We start from the raw sequence: 19,613 nt of genomic DNA, 5'->3' as shown, positions 1-19,613 counted from the left end.
GGAGTGAGAGGAGCGGCGGCCGCGCCTTCGGGGTGCCGGGGGTGCTACGGCACCACCGTCACCGGCCACCGCCCCGCCTTCACCAGCCGGATCGCGACGGACCCCACGATCCGGTGGCCGGCCTGTTCGGAGGCGCCCACCACCACCGCGTCCGCCTTGAGCTGGTCCGCCGCCTTCACCAGCCCGCTGTAGGGGTCGCCGCGGAAGGTGTGGAACTCCCAGCGCACATCGAATATCCCGCGCGTCCGCTCGGTGGCGTGCCGGATCTGCGCGACCAGGTCCTCGGCGATCGCGTCGGTCGTGTCGGCGACCGGCACTCCGAGCGCCGCGCCCGCCGCCAGCACCGGCTGCACGTACACCACGGCCAGCAGCGCGTGCTGGCGCCGGGCCAGACCGGCCGCGTAGGCCGCGGCCCGGAGCGAGGTGTCGGAGCCGTCCACGCCGGCGACGATGACCTTGGGTCCGTCCGTGCCCCGCTCGAACTGGTGCGCGGGCTGCTGCGAGTACTGTTCCGTCACGGCCCAGAGGTTATCGGAGCCCGCAGGTCCGCAGGGGACCCGCCCGGCCGATCACGCCGGCCCGGCGCCGAGGCTCTCCCGCGACCCGATCGGCAGGACGGCTCCCCGCGCGCGGGCCGCTCCCTTGCTCGCGCCGGCCGACCCCGCACTGCGCCGGTCGGGTGGAATCGTGCCGCCGGTGCGGTGTCGGTGTGGTGCGTCGAGGCTTCGCCGGGCGACTGATGACTCATGAAGAAGGATCAGTTGTTCACGCGGCGCCGGGCGTTGCTCGCCGGCGCCGCCGCGGTCGGAGCGGTCGGCACGGCCGGAGTGTTCGGGTGGGGCGGGGACAGCAAGCCGGTGAAGGCCGCCGACCCGGTCCCCGCGGCGGGCGCCCCGGCGCGCAGCGTCCCGCTGAAGCCCTCCGCCTACCGTCTCCAGCCGCTGACCGGCTACGGCCCCCCGCGTGCCGCGCCCGCCCGCACCCCGGTGCGCCGCGAACCGCTGCTGAGGATGAGCGGCCGCGGCAGCACCATGGTGCTGACCTTCGACGACGGCCCCGACCCGCGCTACACCCCCGGCATCCTCGACACGCTGGCCGAGTACGACGTGCGCGCGATGTTCTTCGTGTGCGGGGAGATGGCCGTCGACAACGAGGACCTGCTGGAACGCATGGCCGACGACGGCCACATCGTCGGCAACCACACCTGGTCCCACCCCCTGCTCACCCGGCTGACCCGCCGTCAGATCCGCTCCGAGATGATCCGCACCAGCGACGTCATCGAGGAGAGCTACGGCGAGCGGCCCCGCTGGTTCCGCGCCCCCTACGGCGCCTGGAACCGCGCCGCCTTCCAACTCGGCGCCGAACTCGGCATGGAACCCCTCGCCTGGACGGTCGACAGCCTCGACTGGACCACCCCCGGCACCGGCACCATCGTCGAACGGGTCGAAACGGGCGCCGCCCCCGGCGTCGTGGTGCTCTCGCACGACGCCGGGGGCGACCGCTCCCAGAGCGTGCGGGCGCTGCGCAGATATCTGCCGCAGCTATTGGATTCCGGCTATCACATCACCGTTCCGCACCGGAAGTACACCTGACACGAGGCACCCGCCCGCCCGGTCGGGAACCGCTCAACGGACCTCGACCAGGCGGGCGAAAGCGACGACGTTCCCGTCGTAACCCTTCGCCTTGGAGAAACCGCCGCCGCAGGTGATGATCCGCAGTTCGGGAGATCCCTTCGAGGCGTAGACGCGGTCGCCGGGGAAGTTGTTCTTCTCGAACACCTCGACGCCGTAGACATCGAAGACCGCGGTCTTTCCGTCCTGCCGCGCCACCTCGACGCGGTTTCCCTTCTTCAGGGCTCCGAGACCGTAGAAGACGGCCGGACCCAGTTTGTTGTCGACATGGCCGACGACGACCGACGTCCCCTTCTCACCGGGCGAGACCCCGCCCGTGAACCAGCCGGCCAGGTTCGGGTCCTCCGGCGGCGGTGCGGCCACCCAGCCGTCCGTGTCCAGGCCGACCGGCATGATCGGCGCGTCCACGCTGATGGCGGGGATCCGTACCCGGTTCGGCACGGCGTACGCCAGCGGAGTCGGGGGCAGGCCGAGGTCGCCGGCCCGGCTGTCCGCGGCCGCCGCCGAGGCCGGCTGCGGCGGGCCGATGTCGAACTCCCCCGACCCGTTCCGGATGAGCGCGAGACCGGTCAGCAGGACAAGCGCTATCACGCCCCAAGGGGCGCGCTTCTTCTGCCGCTCCTTTTCTTCCGCCGCCTCGGACAGCTCGTACGCATACATTCGCCATCCCCTTTCGATGCGGCCGTCGCCACGTCCTTTTCGCGCATACGAGAACGCTAAGTCCCGAGTGGGTAACCGGCGACGGGGCGGCAGCGAACGGGTGGCCCCCACCCTCTTCGGTGCGCCATCCGAGTTGCCGACGACAGGAATTTTCTGACAGTCCGTGACCTGCGGCGATATCCCCTTGTGCGCATGCCGCCCGGCGTGTCCTCTCACCAGTACGGACCATTCCCGAAATGCGGGCGCGTGCACGGCATCTGAGGGTCTTTTCGGGAGGTGCTTTCTCGCCGACATGCCGGGGACGGGCCCCGGGACGCCTTCCGCGGAGGATCACATGCGTACCACTCGTGTCCTGGCGGCCGCGGCGGTCTCAGCCGCCTCGGTCGCCACCCTCGGCCTCGCCGTACCCGCGGCGCTCGCGCGTGACGGCATGGGCGTCAGCCCGAGCAACATCGTCGTGCTGCCCGCCGTCATCGCCCGCGGCGGACAGATCACCGTCACCGTGGACGGCTGCCCCAGCGGCGGCACCATGACGTCTCCCGCATTCAGGACGGCCAACCTGACCCCGATCAACGGCGCCAACCAGACGGCCAAGGGAAGGGCGACCATCGACGACGACGCCCGCCCCGGCAGGTACGACATCACCGTCAACTGCTCCGGCCGGACCCTGACCCGCCCGGACGCCTTCACCGTCATCGGGGGCGTCCGCGGCGGTCTGGGCGGCGGCACCAGCACCGGCGCCACGCCGACCGACATGGCCATCGGCGGCGGGCTCGTCGCCGCGGCCGTGGTCGGCGGCGGTCTGTTCTGGATGCGACGCCGCGCCGAGCGTCGCATCTGAGCTCCGTCCCCGCACCCCCGCAGACCGCACGTCACACAGACCTTCGCCCCGGTCCCCGCCGGGATCCGGGGCGAAGACCCGTGCCCGGCGGAGCGTCAGCCGCCGTCCTCGCCGGTGCGGCGCCGGGAGAGGCAGTACGCGGCGCCGACCGATCCGGCGATGAGCGCGGCGCCCAGCCCGATCTCCTTCAGGTCGAACCCGGCGACGGTGCCGCCCTCGCCGGCTTGCACACCCCGCTGCACCGGATAGGGCGCCGGCGTGAGATCGACCGGACGGCCGCCGGCGATCGTCAACTCCTTGACGGCGCTGACGCCGCCGCAGGCGAACGTCACCCGGTACGACCCGCCCACCCTGGCGTCCCGGTCGACCAGGGTCACCGCCGACGACGACCCCCTCGCGATGGCGACAGTGTCGAACACCGGCGACGAGACCGTCACGGAGCGTCCGCAGCCACTGGCGACGCGGTCCACCCGAAGGGTGACCTGCCCGCCCGCCGCGATGGCCGAGGGCAGCACGTCGTAGCCGTTGGACATGACGTAGTGGTTGTCGTCGCCGCCGCCGTCGCTCGCGAGGGCGGCCGGTGCGGAGCAGGTCAGGGTGGTCAAGCCCAGCAGGGCGGCCGAAGCGACGCGTATCGCGTGCATGTGGATCCTCCGGTCCTCGAGGAGCAGCGGTGCGGACCTGTTCCGCTTGCGCCGTAAATACACCTCGATGACCGAAACGCTAGGAACAGGTGTGCGCCGCCGCGATCGCAGTCGCGCGAATGGGGCAAGCGTGTGGGCCGCTCAGGGGACGCCGTTCGTGCGACCGGGGGACGGCCGCGGCGTGGCGGCCGCCCCCCGGCGCGGGAACGAACCTCAGCCGCCGATGTGCGGGAAGAGACGGAGGAACGGCTCCGCCGACGCGGTGACACCCCGGCTGTAGGGCGCGTCGAAGTCCCAGATCAGGAAGAGCAGGAAGGCGATGAGAGCGGAGAACAGCCCGGCCAGGACCAGTTCACGGGGCGTGCGCCGGATCTGCAGAGCGAAGACCATGCCGATGGTGATGACGGCCCCGGCCAGCAGCCCGAACCACACCACGCCGGGCATGGTCGCCCCGGTCGAGGCCGCGCGGGCGTTGCGTGCCTGGTCCGCCGCGGCCATCTGGTCGAGCAGCGGCTGATAGGCCTGCGCCTCGAAGTCGGACGCCGGCCGGTAGTCGGTGACGTCGACCCGGACGCGCTGCAGGAGTTCGTCGCCGCGCTTGGTCACCTCGCCGTCGTCGGCCATCTTCTTCCATTCGACGGTGACGACGTGTCCGACATAGGCGTTGACATCGTCCCGAATACGGTCACGGACGTCGGTCGGGTAGACCCGCACGCGCTCGGAGATCTCGTGCAGTGCCTGGGCCTCCGCCTGGACGTGGTCCTGGGCGACGCTGCGCGCCTCCCACACGCCCGCGATGGCCAGGCCCAGCACGATGGCGTACACCACGCCGATCCACATCGTCATGTACTCGATGACGTCCGGGGTCTCGGATGGGTCCTCGTCCTCGGGCGCCCTGCGGTGCCGTACGAGGGTGACGACGACCACCACCGCACAGGCGGCGAGCATCGCGAGGGTGAGAACAAGCCATTCCGGCAAGTGATGCCTCCAGGATCATCGTTAGCGCGGTCGCATCGCGGCGACGGCGATCACCGCGGGCACGGTGATGAGCAGGACGTAGACGACCGGCGACTGGCCGCCACGGGCGGGCCGCTGGTGCACCGAGGGGCGATACACGGGATAGGTCACCGGGGTCGCGGAGGGGCGTGGCGTGGGGGTCGGCGTCGCGGTGGGGGTGGGTGTGGGGGTGGGTGTGGGGGCCGGCCGGGGCAGTGGCGCGGCGGGCCGGGGCGGCGGGGGCGCCGGTGGCTTCGGGCGCGGCACCGGGCGCGGGGTCGGCGTCGGCGGCCGGGGCTCGGGCGGCGGCGGCTTCGGGGTGGGGGTCGGCTTCGGGGTGGGTTTCGGGGGCGGGCTCGGGGTCGGCTCGGGCGGTGGCGTCGGCTTGGGCGGCGGCTCCGGTTTCGGCGGGGTGGGGCTCGGGGTGGGCGTCGGCGTCGGCTTCGGGCACACCGGGGGAGTCGGCCACGAGCCACTCCCCGCGACCGCCACCGCCTCGATGCCGTCCGGGCCCGTCGAGGCGTATGCGCACGCGTCGGCCGCCGCCACCCCGGCCGGTGCGGCCGCGAGGATCCAGGCCACGGTCACCAGTGCCAACGCCCTTGTGGCGAGGGTGGATCGGGTCTGCTGGGGTCCATGCACGACGGAGATCATGCGACCTCTCGCACCTGCCTACGCCTGCACCCGGCGGGGAATGCCCCGAACGGGGGAAGTTCGGGACCAGGCGTTTGCCGGGAGTGCGTCCGTGCATCCGGTCCCTCGCGTGCCTGTGCGACCCGGTGTCGGGCCGACTCTCCGGCGGACTCTTCGGCGGACTCCTCGGCCGGCGGATCGGCCGGCGGATCGGCCGATGAGACGGCCGGCCCGGGCCCCGGGTCACAGCTTCCGGAAAGTTTTTCGTGCCGGGTTTGAACACAACGACCGCCCGCATGCGTACTCAGGGCCGTGCGGCGGCGCAGCAGGGCGCTGCAACACCCTTGTGACGATCGGGGAGTTGTTGACGATGAAGACCACCTGGCGGAGCGCCTCACTCGCGGCGGGCACCGTGGCCGTTCTGGCGCTGACGGCGGCGTGCGGATCCGAAAGCGGCACGTCGGCGTCGAGCCAGAACGTCGGAGCCACGGCTCCGGCCGGTGGCATCGGCGGCGTCGGCAGCGGCTACGGCGGGGTCGGCGCCAGTCCGAGCGCCAGCGCGCCCGGCGGTGTCGGTGCGGGCACCGGTACCGGCACCGGAGCCCAGACCGCGGGCGCCGGTGAACTGGCCATCTCCGCGAACGGCCAGCTCGGCAAGATCTTGACCGACAGCGCAGGCAAGACTCTCTACCGCTTCGACGCGGACACCGCCGAACCGCCGAAGTCGAACTGCGACGGCGACTGCGCCACCACCTGGCCGCCGGTGTCCGCCGACGACACCAGCGCCGGCGACGGCATCGACAAGTCACTGCTCGGCGAGATCACCCGCCCCGACGGCACCAAGCAGCTCACTGTCGGTGGCTGGCCCGCGTACTACTACGCGAAGGACGCCAAGCCCGGTGACACCACCGGCCAGGGCGTCGGCAACAAGTGGTTCGCGCTGGCCCCCGATGGCAAGAAGGCCAAGTCGGGCTCGGGTTCGGGCTCGGACACCGCCCAGGCGGGCCTGTCCGTCCGCAAGGACGCCAACCTCGGTGACATCGTGGTCGACAAGAGCGGCATGACGGTCTACCGCTTCCTCAAGGACAAGGCGTGGCCCAAGCCGGTGTCGAACTGCAACGGCGCCTGCCGTGACAAGTGGCCGGTGGTCGAGCCCGTCGACTTCTCCCAGACCAAGGGGATCCAGAAGAAGGGCTACATGAACTTCACCCGGTCCGACGGCGACAAGCAGCAGACCATCAACTGCTTCCCGATCTACACCTTCTCCGGTGACAAGGCCCCCGGCGACATCAACGGCCAGGGCGTCGGCGGTACCTGGTACGCCGTGGCCCCCAACGGAGACCTGGTCGGCGCGCCCAAGCAGTAGGGATCGCCTCCCCAGGGCTGATCACCGCACCTGCTGAATGAGCGCGCACGACCACAGATCCGCCCCCTCCACGCCGCACGGAGGGGGCGGATCGCCGTTTTCCCGTTCATGCCCCGTATGCGTAGACTTTCGCCGCCCTGGGGGCCGCGCCGGAACTCTCCGGAACGCCCCGGGCACTTTTCGTAGCCCCTCGGGGGTCGTCGATTCGGCACGTGCCGCAGGCAGTGACCGGGAACGGACGGTCAATTTCCGTTTCCACTCGCCCGTTTGGCGGGCGATCAGTAGCCTCAGCTCGAACACCGGATCGCCTACGCCTTGGAGAGATAGATGGAGCGTCCCGCCTGGGCCCCTCGGAGCATCGACATCTCGGTGCCGAGCGTCTCGCGGATCTACGACTACTACCTGGGCGGTTCGTACAACTTCGAGGTCGACCGGGAAGCGGCCCGCAGGGCCATGGAGTTCATGCCGGGACTCCCGAAGATCAGCCAGGCGAACCGGGCGTTCATGCGCCGCGCCGTGCGGTACGCGGTCGGCGAGGGCATCACCCAGTTCCTCGACATCGGCTCCGGCATCCCCACCTTCGGCAACGTCCACGAGGTCGCCCAGGCGGCCGGCCCGGGGGCGCACGTGGTGTACGTCGACCACGACCCGGTGGCCGTCGCGCACAGCGAGGCGGTGCTGGCGGACAACGCCGACGCCGACGTCGTGGCCGCCGACCTGCGCAAGCCGCAGGAGATCCTCGGCAGCCCGCAGGTGGAGCGACTGATCGACCTGGAGCGGCCGGTGGCGCTGCTGCTCGTCGCCCTGCTGCACTTCGTGGAGGACGCCGACGACCCGTACGCGGCGGTGGCCGAGTTCGGCGCCGCGCTCGCGCCCGGCAGTCTGCTCGTGCTCACGCATGCCTCGTACGAGGGAATCCCGCTGCCGCCGGAGCGGGCCGAGGGCGCGGTGGACGTATACAAGGACATTCGCAACCCGCTGGTCATGCGCTCGCGTGCCGAGATCGAGCGGTTCTTCGAGGGGTACGACATGGTGGAACCGGGACTGGTGCCGATGCCGCACTGGCGGCCGGACACGGCGCCGGAGGACGAGGACCCCTGGGCCTTCTCGGGTTTCGCCGGCGTGGGGCGTACGGCGTGAGTGCGGAGCCGGACGGGCCGGAGGACAGACTGCGGCGGTTCGTGACGATCTGGAGCCGGGCCGTGTTCCCGGTGACCTCGACGTCGCTGACCCGGCCCGAGCTGGAGGAACAACTGCTGCCGCTGGCACGGCGGTTGAGCAGGGCGCTACTGGAGCGGGCCTTCGACGCGGACGCGGGCAAGGCGGTGGGCGCGGCCCTCGTCGACGCGCACTGCACCGACCCCGAGGCCCTCAGCCGCTCCCTCGACTGCGTGGACGCCTACCTGGTGCTCTACTGCGGCGAGGACGGCCCCCAGGAGGACCTGCGCACCCGTGCCTCACGGCTGCAGCACGCCATGGCGGCCGGATACGCGCAGGCGCTGCGCCGGCGCACGCTCGCCGAGCAGGAGGCCATCGCCCAGGCCGCGTTGCGGGCCCAGGGCGTGGTCGCGCAGGCGCTGCACGCGAGTGAGGCCCGCTTCCGAGCGGTCTTCGAGGGCGCCGCGATAGGAATCGGCATCGCCGACCTGGAAGGCAACGTCCTCCAGGTCAACGGGGCGTTGCTGCGCATGTTCGGCGGCTCCGAGCAGACTCTGCGGGGCCGCAGGGTCCAGGACCTGACCCATCCCGAGGACGCGCCGCAGACCTGGAAGCTGTACTCCGAACTCGTCCACGGAGAGCGCGAGCACTATCACACCGAGAAGGCGTTCAGCCGTCCTGACGGAACGGTCCTGTGGACCAACCTGACGGTCTCGCTGCTGCGTGACGCCGACGGCAACCCGCAGTACCAGCTGGCCCTGATGGAGGACACCACCGAGCGTCGGCTGCTCAACCTCCGGCTGCGCTACGAGGCCACCCATGACGCGCTGACCGGCCTGCCCAACCGCACCCTGTTCTTCGAACGCCTGGAGAAGGCGCTGGGCGCCCGCGAGAACCAGCGCTTCGGTCTGTGCTACCTCGACCTGGACGGCTTCAAGACCATCAACGACAGTCTCGGACACGCGGCCGGCGACCGGCTGCTCGTCGAGGTCGCCGACCGGCTGCAGTCCTGCGCGACGGCGCCCGGTGAGATGGTCGCCCGGCTCGGCGGCGACGAGTTCGTGGCGTTGACCACCGGCCCCGACACCCGCCGCGAGGTCGACGAACTCGCCGCCCGCATCATGAACGCCCTGCTCGCGCCGGTCAGCATCGACGGCCGTGAGCTGACCGTGCGCGGCAGCATCGGCATCGTCGAGGGGCCGGCCGGGGAGCGCAGCGCGGCGGAGGTGCTGCGCAGCGCCGACATCACGATGTACCGGGCCAAGTCGGCGGGCGGCAACCGTTTCGAGCTCGCCGACCCGGAGGCCGACGCCCGCGCGATCACCCGGCACGGGCTGACCACGGCGCTTCCGGCGGCTCTCGAACGCGGTGAGTTCTTCATCGAGTACCAGCCGCTGGTGCACCTCGGTGACGGCAGTGTGCGCGGCGCGGAGGCCCTGGTGCGCTGGCTGCACCCGCAGCACGGGGTGCTCGGCCCCGACCGGTTCATCCCGCTCGCCGAGCACACCGGGCTGATCGTGCCGCTCGGCCGCTGGGTCCTTCAGGAGTCGGTCCGGCAGGCCGGCGAGTGGCGGGAACGCAACGGGGACACCGAGCCCGTCCGTATCAACGTCAACCTCTCCCCGTGCCAGCTCACCCACCCCGGTCTGGTGCAGGACACCGTCGACATCCTGGAGCGGGCGGGCGTCGAGCCGGCGGCGCTGTGCCTGGAGGTGACGGAGTCGGCGCTGATCGGCGCCGACGACGACCTGCTCAAACCCCTGCGCCAACTCGCCGAGATGGGCGTCGACATCGCCCTCGACGACTTCGGCACCGGCTACTCCAACCTGGCCAACCTGCGCCGTCTCCCGGTGAACGTGCTCAAGCTGGACCGGTCCTTCACTCAGGGAATGCAGCAGTTCCCGGCGGACCCCGTCGACCTCAAGATCGTCGAGGGGATCGTCTCGCTCGCCCACAGCCTGAACCTCGCGGTCACGGTGGAGGGCGTGGAGACCGGCGCGCAGGCCGAGCAGCTGCGCATACTGGGCTGCGACACGGCCCAGGGCTGGTACTACGCCCGCCCCGGCCCGCCGGACCGGCTCCACCAACTGGCCCTGGTGGACGCCACGGGGTGAGCGCGGGCGGCCGGGCGCGCGGGCTGCCGCCCCTGCCCGGCCGTCAGTCCGCTTCCCGTTGCCGCGAGGGCGTCACGGCGGCGTCCTCCCCGGCCCCTTCCGCCACCGACACGGCGGCGCGGACGAGGGCTGCCGTGGCCGTCGAGCGGGACTGCTGCGGCCAGACGATGGCCAGCGCCGCGGGCGGGGCGTCCGGCACCGGGCGGTAGACGACGTTCGGGCGGGGGTAGCGGACGACGACGGAGGCGGGCAGCAGGGGCACGACGCGGCCGAGGCCGACCAGGGTGATGAGTTGGGCGAGGTCGCGGCCCTGGCTGCGGATCTCGTCCAGGTAGCGGTGCAGCTCGCCGGGGCGCAGGCCCAGGTCGGCGAGGGTCACCCGGTCACGGGCGGCGAGCGGGTGGTCTGCCGCGAGGGCGGCGACGTACGGCTCGGTGGTGAGCCTCTCGGAGTCGAGACCGGTGCGGTCGAACGGCTCGTAGATCAGCGCGGCGTCGGCCTCGCCGAGCCGCAGCAGCCGGGGCTGTTCCTGCCATCCGCTCAGGCGGACGGTGACCGGCAGTGCGGACGGCTCCTGCGCGTAGCGCGCGCACAGCGCCTCCAGCAGCCCCGCGTCGCCGTCGGCCTTCACCGCCAGCACCAGCTTCGGGCCTCCGCCGGCGGCCCGCCGCGCGCGCCGCCCCGCGGCCTCCAACGCCTCCAGCGCGAACCGGGCCTCCGTCAGGAGGACCTCTCCCGCCGGGGTGAGCGCCACGCTGTGGGTGGTCCGCTCGAAGAGGGCGGCCCCCAGCTCCGTCTCCAGCCCGCGGATCGCCCGGGACAGCGGTGGCGCGGAGATGCCCAGCCGCTCCGCGGCGCGGGTGAAGTTGAGCTCTTCGGCGACGGCGACGAAATAGCGCAGCGGACGGGACTCCATGGGCGGCCCCCCTCGGCTCGGTATTGCTCTGAGGGTAACAACCGCGACCGAACGGGTCCTTCAGTTCACCGCCGCCGGGCGGCAGGCTCGACGACGTCCCCGCCGAGTGACGTCCCGACCGAGGGACACCCCCGAGGGACCTCCCAACCGATTCTGTTTCAGGAGCAGTTCATGATTGTCGTCACCACGCCCACCGGGCAGATCGGCCGTGAGGTCGTCGCCCGCCTCCTCGACGCCGGCGAGGGCTCCGCACCGGTCCGGGTGATCGTCCGCGACCCCGGCTCGCTCGCCCCGGGGGTGCGCGAGCGCGTCGACGTCGTCCAGGGGTCGCACGCCGACCCGGCCGTGCTGAAGGAAGCCTGTCAGGGTGCCGACCAGGTGTTCTGGCTGGTCCCGCCGACCCCCACCGCGCCCGACGCCGAGGCGCACTACGGTGCGTTCACCGACCGGCTGTGCGAGGTGATCGAGGCGCAGGGCCTGGAGCGGGTGGTGGCCGTCTCCACCCTCGGCCGTGGCGTCGCGCGGGACGCCGGGCTGATCTCCGTGGGCCTCGCCATGGACGAGCGGATCGCCGCCACGGGCGTCCCCTACCGGGCGCTGTGCCCGCCCGCCCTGATGGAGAACACGCTCCGTCAACTGGCCGCGATCCGCGACACCGGAGTGTTCGCCACCGGCCATGTGACCGACCGTGTGCTGCGGCTGTGTGCCACGCGCGACGTCGGTGCCGCGGCCGCCCGGCTGCTGCTCGACGACTCCTGGTCCGGGCGGGCGGACGTTCCCGTGGTCAGCCCGGACGAGCTGACCCCCGAGGGCATGGCCGACGTCCTCGCCGAGGTGCTCGGCCGGCCCGTGCGCGCCCAGTTCCTTCCCGTCGCCGAGCAGCGAGCGGGGCTGCTGCGGGCCGGGGCGACGGAGAGCTGGGTCCGTTCCTACACCGACATGGTGACGGCCCAGAACGAGCAGGGTTTCTACGGCGCCTCCCAGCGCCCGACGCCCGACCTCGCGCCCACCACCTTCCGTCAGTGGTGCGAGGAGGTGCTCAGGCCGGCAGCCGAGGGCTGACAGCCCAGCGCTCCGGACATCGCTCCGGTCATCTCTCCAACAGCATCCGCTGCAACTCTCGGGCGGCCCGCGGCGGAGCCACGTCGCTGCGGTGCGCGAGGGCGATCGTGCGGTGGAGGCCGGGACGGGACAGGGGGGTGACCCGTAGGCCCCGGCCGGAGCGTGTCGCGACCATGCGGGGGACGACGGCCACCCCGAGCCCCGCCCGCACGAACCCGAGCACCGCGTCCATCTCGCCGCCCTCCACCGCGAAGTCCGGCTCGAAGCCCTCCGCCCGGCACGCGGCCACGGTCAGTTCCCGCAGGTCGTAGCCGTGCCGGAACATCACCAGGCGTTCGCGCTCCAGATCGGCGATCCGGACCGTGCGCCGCCCGTCGCCCGGTTTCGACGCCTCGGGGGAGGACACCACGACCAGGTCCTCCCGCAGCAGCTCCACCGTCGTCAGCGCCGGGGACGGCGTCGGCAGCGGCAGGACGACCAGGGCGAGGTCCAGGGCGCCGCGGGCCAGCTCCCGGACCAGGTCGTGCGAGCCGCCCTCCTCGATCAGCAGCCGGATGCCCGGATAGCGGTCGTGGAAGGCGCGCAGCACATCCGGCAGCAGACCGGTGCACAGGCTCGGCGTCGCCCCGAGCCGCACCCGGCCGCTGCGCAGCTGCACCAGCTCCTGCACCTCGTACCGCGCGGTCTCGGTGTCCGCCAGGATGCGCCGGGCCAGCGGCAGCAGCGCCTCGCCCGCGTCGGTGAGCGTGATGTTGCCGCGTGCCCGCAGGAACAGATCGGCGCCCAACTCCCGCTCCAGCGCCTTGATCTGCTGCGACAGCGAGGGCTGCGCCACGTGCACGAGGTCGGCGGCCCGGGTGAAGTGCCGGGTCTCGGCGACCGCCACGAAGTACTGGAGCTGCTGGAACTGCATGCCGAAACCCTACGCCTCGATAGCCGCAGCCTATGGAATCGAGGCGGACCATGTCTTGGACCGATGGGATGGCCCGGCCCTAGCGTCTTGACCCATGGCTCTGGCAACGCGGACGGACCGACGGCCGTCCATGGCACGCACCGTGTGGGACTCCTCCGTCGGCAAGAAGACCGTGATGGCCGTCAGCGGCGTGATCATGCTGCTGTACCTGGTCGCCCACATGATCGGCAACCTGAAGATCTTCTTCGGGGCGGGGGAGTTCAACCACTACGCGCACTGGCTGCGCACGGTCGGCGAGCCCTTCATGCACTACGAGTGGACGCTCTGGCTGATCCGCGTGGTGCTGGTCGTCGCGGTCTTCGCCCACGCCGTCTGCGCGTACCAGCTCAGCCGCCGCGACATCAGGGCGCGGCCCAGCAAGTACATGCACCGCAAGCCCCGGGCGAGCTACGCCACCCGCACCATGCGCTGGGGCGGGATCATCCTCGGCCTGTTCATCGTCTGGCACATCCTGGACCTGACGACCGGCACCGTGCACAGCGGCGGTTTCCAGGAGGGCCACCCGTACCAGAACGTCGTGGACACCTTCTCCACCTGGTACGGCAACGTCATCTACATCGTCGCGATGCTCGCCCTCGGGCTGCACGTCCGGCACGGCTTCTGGAGCGCCGCCCAGACGCTCGGCGTCGGCAGCCGCTCCCGCGACCGCGCCCTGAAGATCGTCGCCGACGTCCTCGCGCTGCTGCTCACGGCCGGCTTCATCGCCGTGCCCGTGGGCGTCATGACCAAAGTGGTGAGCTGAATGACCGACTACGTGGACTACGAGACCGGCGAGCCCCTCGCGGACGCCAAAGCCCCCGCCGGCCCCGTCGCCGACCGCTGGGACACCCGCCGCTTCGAGGCCAGGCTGGTCAACCCGGCGAACCGGCGCAAGCACACCGTGATCGTCGTCGGCACCGGCCTCGCCGGCGGCTCCGCCGGGGCCACGCTCGCCGAACAGGGCTACCACGTGGTCCAGTTCTGCTACCAGGACTCCCCGCGCCGCGCCCACTCCATCGCCGCGCAGGGCGGCATCAACGCGGCCAAGAACTACCGCAACGACGGCGACTCCATCCACCGGCTGTTCTACGACACCGTCAAGGGCGGCGACTTCCGGGCGCGGGAGTCCAACGTCCACCGGCTGGCGCAGATCTCCGTCGAGATCATCGACCAGTGCGTGGCGCAGGGAGTGCCCTTCGCCCGGGAGTACGGCGGGCTGCTCGACACGCGCTCCTTCGGCGGCGTCCAGGTGTCGCGGACCTTCTACGCCCGCGGCCAGACCGGGCAGCAGCTCCTGCTGGGCGCCTACCAGGCCCTCAGCAGGCAGATCGCCGCGGGCAACATCGAGATGCACCCGCGCACCGAGATGCTCGACCTGATCGTGATCGACGGGCGGGCGCGCGGGATCGTGGCGCGGGACCTGATCACCGGGAAGATCGACACGTACGTCGCCGACGCAGTCGTCCTGGCGAGCGGCGGCTACGGAAACGTCTTCTACCTGTCGACCAACGCGATGAACTCCAACGCCACCGCGATCTGGCGGGCGCACCGGCGTGGCGCGTACTTCGCCAACCCCTGCTTCACCCAGATCCACCCCACCTGCATCCCGCGCACCGGCGACCACCAGTCGAAGCTGACGTTGATGAGCGAGTCGTTGCGCAACGACGGCCGGATCTGGGTGCCGAAGACCAAGGGCGACGACCGTCCGCCGAACCGGATCCCCGAGGACGAGCGCGACTACTACCTGGAGCGCACCTACCCCTCCTTCGGCAACCTGGTCCCGCGTGACATCGCCTCCCGCGCCGCGAAGAACGTCTGCGACGAGGGCAGGGGGGTCGGCCCCGGCGGGCAGGGCGTCTACCTGGACTTCGCCGACGCCATCGAGCGGATGGGGCGGGGGGCCGTCGAGGCCAGGTACGGCAACCTCTTCGACATGTACCAGCGGATCACCGACGAGGATCCGTACGAGGTGCCGATGCGGATCTACCCGGCCGTGCACTACACGATGGGCGGCCTGTGGGTCGACTACGACCTGCAGACGACCGTCCCGGGCCTGTTCGCGATCGGTGAGGCCAACTTCTCCGACCACGGCGCCAACCGCCTCGGCGCGTCCGCGCTGATGCAGGGCCTGGCCGACGGCTACTTCGTGCTGCCGGCCACCATCAACGACTACCTCGCCCGCCACCCGCGCCAGGGCGAGGTGGGCGACGAACACCCCGTCGTGCAGGAGGTGTTGGCTCAGACGCAGGACCGGTTGAACCTGCTGCTGTCCGTCGACGGCGATCGCACTCCCGACTCCTTCCACCGGGAGGTCGGCGAGCTGATGTGGGAGTTCTGCGGCATGGCCCGCACGGGCGCCGGACTGCGCAAGGCACTCGAGCGCATCCCGCAGATCCGCGAGGAGTTCTGGCGCCGCATCAAGGTGCCCGGAACCGGCGAGGAGTTCAACCAGTCCCTGGAGAAGGCCAACCGGGTCGTCGACTACCTGGAGCTCGCCGAGCTGATGTGCCTCGACGCGCTGCACCGGGCCGAGTCCTGCGGCGGCCACTTCCGCGAGGAGTCCCAGACCCCCGACGGCGAGGCGGCCCGCCGGGACGACGTGTTCGGGTACGCGGCCGCCTGGGAGTTCACGAGCACCGGCTCCGCTCCCGTCCTGCACAAGGAAGACCTGGTCTTCGAGTACGTCCACCCCACCCAGCGGAGCTACGCATGAAGCTCACCCTGCGCGTCTGGCGGCAGCGCGACGCCGACGCCGACGGCGCCATGTCCACGTACGAGGTGGACGGCATCTCGCCCGACATGTCCTTCCTGGAGATGCTCGACACCCTCAACGAGGAACTCATCCTGCGCGGTGACGACCCGGTCGCCTTCGACCACGACTGCCGCGAGGGCATCTGCGGCGCGTGCTCGCTCGTCATCAACGGCGACGCGCACGGCCCGGAGCGCACCACCACCTGCCAGCTGCACATGCGCTCCTTCCAGGACGGCGACACCATCGACGTCGAACCGTGGCGGGCGTCCGCGTTCCCGGTGATCAAGGACCTGGTGGTGGACCGGTCGGCGTTCGACCGGATCATCCAGGCCGGCGGGTACATCACCGCCCCGACCGGTGCCGCGCCGGAGGCCCATGCGACGCCGGTGCCGAAACCGGACGCCGACTTCGCCTTCGAGCACGCGGAGTGCATCGGGTGCGGGGCATGCGTGGCCGCCTGCCCGAACGGAGCGGCGATGCTGTTCACGTCCGCCAAGGTCAACCACCTGAACGTCCTGCCCCAGGGGGCGCCCGAGCGGGAGACGCGGGTGCTGGACATGGTGGCGCAGATGGACGAGGAGGGGTTCGGCGGGTGCACGCTGGCCGGGGAGTGCGCGACCGCCTGCCCCAAGGGCATCCCGCTGGTCTCCATCACCAGCATGAACAAGGAGTGGCTGCGGGCCACCAGGAAGGTCGCCAAGCGGTAGCGCCATAGCGGGTACGGCGGGACCACCGGACGTTCGCCGACAAGGTGCGGACGGGCGGGGCCGGGAGTGGTGCTCATCCCCGGCCCCGCCAGGCATCCCCTGCCCTGCCAGGCGTCCCCGGCCCCATCCGGGACCCATGGCACCGCCGGAAGGCACCCGGCAGGGCGGCCGGGACCGGCGAGGCGGGCAAGCCTGCGGGCGACGACTTCCGGCATTCAGCATTCGCACATCCACGGGTCCCGCGCCGGACACGCCGAGGCCAGCCGACCGCGGAAGAAAGCAGGTGCAGATTCCCCATGCACTGTCCCCATGCTTTTCCGCTCGGCGCAGGAGACCTCCATGACCGCCATGCCCGTCTCGCCCCCCGCCCTCGCCGTCCCGCCCGGCGGTTCCGGCTACCTCGTGTCGCTCGCCCGCGACCTGGACGACGTCCGGGCCGCGCAGCGGCTGCGTCACCAGGTGTTCGCCGGGGAGCTTGGCGCCCGGCTCGACGGCCCGGAACCGGGCCTGGACACCGACGCCTTCGACGCGTACTGCGACCACCTCCTCATCCGGGACAAGGACACCGGCGAGGTGGTCGGCACCTACCGGCTGCTGCCGCCCGAGCGGGCCGCGGTCGCCGGCCGTCTCTACTCCGACGGCGAGTTCGACCTGAGCCGGCTCGACGCGATCCGGCCCGGCCTGGTCGAGGTCGGCCGCTCGTGCGTGCACCCCGCCCACCGCGACGGCGCCGTCATCGGCCTCATCTGGGCCGGGATCGCCCGCTACATGGTGGACCGCGGCCACGAGTGGCTGGCCGGCTGCTGCTCGATTCCGCTCGCCGACGGCGGCGCCCTGGCGACGGCGACCTGGGACCGGGTGCGCGAGAAGCACCTGGCGCCGGAGGAGTTCCGGGTACGGCCGCTGCTGCCCTGGGCCCCGAACGGCGCCGGCCCGGTCGCCCGCACCGAACTCCCGGCGCTGCTGCGCGGCTATCTCCGCCTCGGCGCCTGGGTGTGCGGGGAGCCCGCCCACGACCCCGACTTCGGCGTCGCCGACCTGTACGTGCTGCTCTCGATGCGCCGGGTCAACCAGCGCTATCTGCGGCACTTCCTCTCCCTCGTCCCGGCCTGATGAGCGTCTGGCTGCCCAGCGCACCCTGCACCCCGCGGGCGTGCGTGGAGACGACGGCGTCCCTCACGGCCGTACCGAGGGCCGTGCTGCGGCTCACGTCGGTGGTCGTGCTGGTCCTGGTCGGGGTCGTGCTGTCACCGGTGGGACAGTGGATACCGGACCGCGTGGTGCGGTCGTGGAGCCGGGCCGTGGTGCGGGCGGCGGGGGTGCGGATCCGGGTGACCGGCTCGCCCGCGCCCACCGCCACCGGGCTGCTCCTGGTCGCCAACCACATCTCCTGGCTGGACATCCCGCTGCTGGCCGCCGTCCGCCCGGCCCGGATGCTGGCCAAGGCCGAGATCCGGCGGTGGCCCGTGGCGGGCGCGCTGGCCGCCCGCGGCGGCGTCCTGTTCATCGACCGCGACCGGCTGCGCGCCCTGCCCGCCACGGTCACCCGGATCGCCGACGTGCTGCGGGCCGGGCGGGCGGTCGCCGTGTTTCCGGAGGGCAGCACCTGGTGCGGCCGCGCCCAGGGACACTTCCGGCGGGCCGTGTTCCAGGCCGCGCTGGACGCCCGCGTGCCCGTCCAGCCGGTACGCATCCGCTACCTGGACCGCGCGGGCGGGGCCAGCACCGCGGCGGCGTTCGTCGGCGACGACCCGCTGCTCGCCTCGCTGTGGCGGGTGGTGTCGGCGCGGGGTCTGGTCGCGGACGTCGAGGTACTGCCGGCGCTCGCACCGGGCAGTCACCCCGACCGCAGGTCGCTGGCGGCCGACGCCGGGGCCCGGGTGCAGGGCGGGACGCACGAGCGGCGGATTCTCGCACCGGCCGACCGGCACCGCCCGCTCGACGGACGCCGGTCCGGCGAATTCCCGGTAAGCAAGGGGGAGACGGCCGTCCTTGATGGGATCATGACGCGACCCGACCTCTGAGGGGAGCGCGCGTGAGCGGAAGCCCGGCCGGCCGGACGGTACTCGTGACGGGAGGCAGCGGCTTCGTGGCCGCCCATCTCGTGCAACAGCTCCTGGAACGCGGCCACCACGTCCACACCACCGTGCGCGGCACGGCGAACACGGCCAAGCTCCGTCCCCTGCACGCCCTGCGGGACGCCCATCCCGGCCGGCTCGACCTCTTCGAGGCGGACCTGCTGACGGAGGGCTCCTTCGACGAGGCGGCGAAGGGCTGCGCGGTGGTCTTCCACGTGGCCTCGCCGTTCCTCATGCCGGAGAAGATCAAGGACGGCCTGCGGGACGTGGTGGAACCGGCCCTGCGGGGCACCCGCAACGTCGTGGCGGCGATCGAGCGCACGGAGACCGTCGAGCGCCTCGTCTTCACCTCCACCGTGGGCGCGATCTTCGGCGACTACGCCGACGTACGTCAGATGGACGACCAGACGCTGTCGGAGAAGTACTTCAACACCACCAGCACGGTGGAGAACAACCCGTACCACTACGCCAAGACCGTGGCGGAGCAGGCGGCCTGGGCGGCCGAGGCGGCGCAGAAGCGCTGGCGCATGGTCTCCGTCAACCCCGGCCTGATCCTGGGCCCCTCGCTCACCCCCGCCTCGGACTCGGGCAGCCTGTTCCTCCTGGACGAGCTCTTCAAGGGCTACTTCTTCTACGGCGCCCCCGACTTCAGCTTCACCACCGTCGACGTACGGGACGTGGCGGCGGCCCACATCGCGGCGGCGGAACGCCCCGAAGCACACGGCCGGTACATCGTCGCGGCCGAGGAGATGACCTCCTTCCACCAGATGGCGAGAGCCCTGCGGAAGCACCACCCGCGCAACCTGCGGCTGCCCCGGACCGCCCTCCCGCACTGGCCGGTCCGCGTCCTCGGCCCCGCGTTCGGCCTCTCCCAGGACTACATCCGGGCGCACCTCGGCATCCGCTTCCGCGTCGACAACCGCAGAAGCACCGAGGAACTGGGGCTCATCTACCGCCCGATCGAGGAAACCCTGCTGGACCACTACCGCTCCTGGCAGGAGCAGCGGAACTAGGGCGTGTTTCGAAAGTAGCGTCGTCCGCCCGGAGGGCGGGGCCCGCGGCGTCTGGTGCGGTGCATCGCAAGGCGGAGGGTCGTCCGCGTA

The 19,613-nt window shown here is 71.9% G+C and carries 19 protein-coding genes; 12 read left to right on the top strand and 7 right to left on the bottom strand.

What is annotated here, in order from left to right; all coding sequences use genetic code 11:
- Window positions 1–44: 44 nt before the first annotated feature.
- On the bottom strand, window positions 45–518 hold the full coding sequence (locus tag ACIBTS_RS11295; protein WP_319674225.1) for a universal stress protein: 474 nt from the start codon (window positions 516–518) through the stop codon (window positions 45–47).
- Window positions 519–746: 228 nt separating this feature from the next.
- Here ACIBTS_RS11295 and ACIBTS_RS11290 point away from each other — a divergent pair, with 228 nt between their 5' ends.
- The gene (locus ACIBTS_RS11290; RefSeq protein ID WP_399318470.1) at window positions 747–1,592 is read left to right on the top strand and encodes a polysaccharide deacetylase family protein; all 846 of its coding nucleotides are present in this window, start codon (window positions 747–749) and stop codon (window positions 1,590–1,592) included.
- Window positions 1,593–1,625: 33 nt separating this feature from the next.
- Here the strand turns inward: ACIBTS_RS11290 and ACIBTS_RS11285 are convergent, their stop codons facing one another.
- Complete coding sequence (locus ACIBTS_RS11285; RefSeq protein ID WP_399318468.1) at window positions 1,626–2,291, bottom strand: class F sortase; 666 nt, start codon at window positions 2,289–2,291, stop codon at window positions 1,626–1,628.
- A gap of 334 nt (window positions 2,292–2,625) precedes the next feature.
- On the opposite strand from ACIBTS_RS11285, the gene ACIBTS_RS11280 reads away from it, so the two are divergent.
- The gene (locus ACIBTS_RS11280) at window positions 2,626–3,132 is read left to right on the top strand and encodes a hypothetical protein (protein ID WP_399318466.1); all 507 of its coding nucleotides are present in this window, start codon (window positions 2,626–2,628) and stop codon (window positions 3,130–3,132) included.
- A 95-nt stretch (window positions 3,133–3,227) separates the two neighbouring features.
- Here the strand turns inward: ACIBTS_RS11280 and ACIBTS_RS11275 are convergent, their stop codons facing one another.
- The 3 genes from ACIBTS_RS11275 to ACIBTS_RS11265 form a co-directional block, all read right to left on the bottom strand.
- Complete coding sequence (locus ACIBTS_RS11275; protein WP_399318464.1) at window positions 3,228–3,776, bottom strand: hypothetical protein; 549 nt, start codon at window positions 3,774–3,776, stop codon at window positions 3,228–3,230.
- A gap of 213 nt (window positions 3,777–3,989) precedes the next feature.
- Window positions 3,990–4,754, bottom strand: coding sequence for a hypothetical protein (locus tag ACIBTS_RS11270; RefSeq protein WP_399318462.1), 765 nt, complete (start codon window positions 4,752–4,754; stop codon window positions 3,990–3,992).
- A gap of 21 nt (window positions 4,755–4,775) precedes the next feature.
- Window positions 4,776–5,414 (bottom strand): hypothetical protein, encoded by a 639-nt coding sequence (locus ACIBTS_RS11265; protein WP_399318460.1) that lies wholly within the window; start codon window positions 5,412–5,414, stop codon window positions 4,776–4,778.
- Between the two features lie 361 nt (window positions 5,415–5,775).
- Between ACIBTS_RS11265 and ACIBTS_RS11260 the strand changes: the two genes are divergently transcribed.
- The 3 genes from ACIBTS_RS11260 (at window position 5,776) to ACIBTS_RS11250 (ending at window position 10,043) form a co-directional block, all read left to right on the top strand.
- Entirely contained in the window at window positions 5,776–6,771 is a 996-nt protein-coding gene (locus ACIBTS_RS11260; RefSeq protein WP_399318458.1) for an SCO0930 family lipoprotein, read from the top strand.
- 327 nt (window positions 6,772–7,098) lie between these two features.
- The gene (locus tag ACIBTS_RS11255) at window positions 7,099–7,911 is read left to right on the top strand and encodes an SAM-dependent methyltransferase (protein ID WP_399318456.1); all 813 of its coding nucleotides are present in this window, start codon (window positions 7,099–7,101) and stop codon (window positions 7,909–7,911) included.
- The gene (locus ACIBTS_RS11250; protein ID WP_399318454.1) at window positions 7,908–10,043 is read left to right on the top strand and encodes a putative bifunctional diguanylate cyclase/phosphodiesterase; all 2,136 of its coding nucleotides are present in this window, start codon (window positions 7,908–7,910) and stop codon (window positions 10,041–10,043) included. The genes ACIBTS_RS11255 and ACIBTS_RS11250 overlap by 4 nt, the downstream gene beginning before the upstream one ends.
- A 43-nt stretch (window positions 10,044–10,086) precedes the next feature.
- Here the strand turns inward: ACIBTS_RS11250 and ACIBTS_RS11245 are convergent, their stop codons facing one another.
- Window positions 10,087–10,959: a LysR family transcriptional regulator gene (locus ACIBTS_RS11245; protein WP_399318452.1), complete on the bottom strand. Its 873-nt coding sequence runs from the start codon at window positions 10,957–10,959 to the stop codon at window positions 10,087–10,089.
- Between the two features lie 171 nt (window positions 10,960–11,130).
- On the opposite strand from ACIBTS_RS11245, the gene ACIBTS_RS11240 reads away from it, so the two are divergent.
- A complete protein-coding gene (locus ACIBTS_RS11240; protein ID WP_399318450.1) occupies window positions 11,131–12,021 on the top strand; it encodes an NAD(P)H-binding protein in 891 nt (296 codons plus the stop codon).
- Window positions 12,022–12,049: 28 nt separating this feature from the next.
- On the opposite strand, the gene ACIBTS_RS11235 is transcribed toward ACIBTS_RS11240, so the two are convergent.
- The gene (locus ACIBTS_RS11235) at window positions 12,050–12,934 is read right to left on the bottom strand and encodes a LysR family transcriptional regulator (RefSeq protein ID WP_399318448.1); all 885 of its coding nucleotides are present in this window, start codon (window positions 12,932–12,934) and stop codon (window positions 12,050–12,052) included.
- A 130-nt stretch (window positions 12,935–13,064) separates the two neighbouring features.
- On the opposite strand from ACIBTS_RS11235, the gene ACIBTS_RS11230 reads away from it, so the two are divergent.
- The 6 genes from ACIBTS_RS11230 to ACIBTS_RS11205 all read left to right on the top strand — a co-directional run bounded on the left by ACIBTS_RS11230 (window position 13,065) and on the right by ACIBTS_RS11205 (window position 19,523).
- Window positions 13,065–13,736 (top strand): succinate dehydrogenase, encoded by a 672-nt coding sequence (locus ACIBTS_RS11230; protein WP_399318446.1) that lies wholly within the window; start codon window positions 13,065–13,067, stop codon window positions 13,734–13,736.
- Window positions 13,737–15,686 (top strand): fumarate reductase/succinate dehydrogenase flavoprotein subunit, encoded by a 1,950-nt coding sequence (locus tag ACIBTS_RS11225; RefSeq protein ID WP_399318444.1) that lies wholly within the window; start codon window positions 13,737–13,739, stop codon window positions 15,684–15,686.
- Window positions 15,683–16,432 (top strand): succinate dehydrogenase/fumarate reductase iron-sulfur subunit, encoded by a 750-nt coding sequence (locus ACIBTS_RS11220; RefSeq protein WP_399318442.1) that lies wholly within the window; start codon window positions 15,683–15,685, stop codon window positions 16,430–16,432. The genes ACIBTS_RS11225 and ACIBTS_RS11220 overlap by 4 nt, the downstream gene beginning before the upstream one ends.
- Before the next feature lie 339 nt (window positions 16,433–16,771).
- Entirely contained in the window at window positions 16,772–17,545 is a 774-nt protein-coding gene (locus ACIBTS_RS11215; RefSeq protein WP_399318440.1) for a GNAT family N-acetyltransferase, read from the top strand.
- A complete protein-coding gene (locus tag ACIBTS_RS11210) occupies window positions 17,545–18,456 on the top strand; it encodes a lysophospholipid acyltransferase family protein (protein WP_399318438.1) in 912 nt (303 codons plus the stop codon). Before ACIBTS_RS11215 ends, ACIBTS_RS11210 begins: the two co-directional genes overlap by 1 nt.
- 11 nt (window positions 18,457–18,467) lie before the next feature.
- Complete coding sequence (locus ACIBTS_RS11205) at window positions 18,468–19,523, top strand: NAD-dependent epimerase/dehydratase family protein (RefSeq protein ID WP_399318436.1); 1,056 nt, start codon at window positions 18,468–18,470, stop codon at window positions 19,521–19,523.
- Window positions 19,524–19,613: the final 90 nt, after the last annotated feature.

Origin of the sequence: Streptomyces sp. NPDC050121, assembly GCF_044460385.1 — a bacterium.
Classification (GTDB): Bacteria; Actinomycetota; Actinomycetes; order Streptomycetales; family Streptomycetaceae; genus Streptomyces; species Streptomyces soliscabiei.
Note: the sequence above shows the minus strand (reverse complement) of the source record. Positions and strands in the feature narration are given on the sequence as shown.

Bases quoted from the DNA above. Each gene is read 5' to 3' on its own strand.
- ACIBTS_RS11290 (WP_399318470.1), top strand. From the start codon at position 747: ATGAAGAAGGATCAGTTGTTCACGCGGCGCCGGGCGTTGCTCGCCGGC.
- ACIBTS_RS11285 (WP_399318468.1), bottom strand. From the start codon at position 2,291: ATGTATGCGTACGAGCTGTCCGAGGCGGCGGAAGAAAAGGAGCGGCAG.
- ACIBTS_RS11280 (WP_399318466.1), top strand. From the start codon at position 2,626: ATGCGTACCACTCGTGTCCTGGCGGCCGCGGCGGTCTCAGCCGCCTCG.
- ACIBTS_RS11275 (WP_399318464.1), bottom strand. From the start codon at position 3,776: ATGCACGCGATACGCGTCGCTTCGGCCGCCCTGCTGGGCTTGACCACC.
- ACIBTS_RS11260 (WP_399318458.1), top strand. From the start codon at position 5,776: ATGAAGACCACCTGGCGGAGCGCCTCACTCGCGGCGGGCACCGTGGCC.
- ACIBTS_RS11255 (WP_399318456.1), top strand. From the start codon at position 7,099: ATGGAGCGTCCCGCCTGGGCCCCTCGGAGCATCGACATCTCGGTGCCG.
- ACIBTS_RS11245 (WP_399318452.1), bottom strand. From the start codon at position 10,959: ATGGAGTCCCGTCCGCTGCGCTATTTCGTCGCCGTCGCCGAAGAGCTC.
- ACIBTS_RS11240 (WP_399318450.1), top strand. From the start codon at position 11,131: ATGATTGTCGTCACCACGCCCACCGGGCAGATCGGCCGTGAGGTCGTC.
- ACIBTS_RS11235 (WP_399318448.1), bottom strand. From the start codon at position 12,934: ATGCAGTTCCAGCAGCTCCAGTACTTCGTGGCGGTCGCCGAGACCCGG.
- ACIBTS_RS11230 (WP_399318446.1), top strand. From the start codon at position 13,065: ATGGCACGCACCGTGTGGGACTCCTCCGTCGGCAAGAAGACCGTGATG.
- ACIBTS_RS11225 (WP_399318444.1), top strand. From the start codon at position 13,737: ATGACCGACTACGTGGACTACGAGACCGGCGAGCCCCTCGCGGACGCC.
- ACIBTS_RS11220 (WP_399318442.1), top strand. From the start codon at position 15,683: ATGAAGCTCACCCTGCGCGTCTGGCGGCAGCGCGACGCCGACGCCGAC.
- ACIBTS_RS11215 (WP_399318440.1), top strand. From the start codon at position 16,772: ATGACCGCCATGCCCGTCTCGCCCCCCGCCCTCGCCGTCCCGCCCGGC.
- ACIBTS_RS11210 (WP_399318438.1), top strand. From the start codon at position 17,545: ATGAGCGTCTGGCTGCCCAGCGCACCCTGCACCCCGCGGGCGTGCGTG.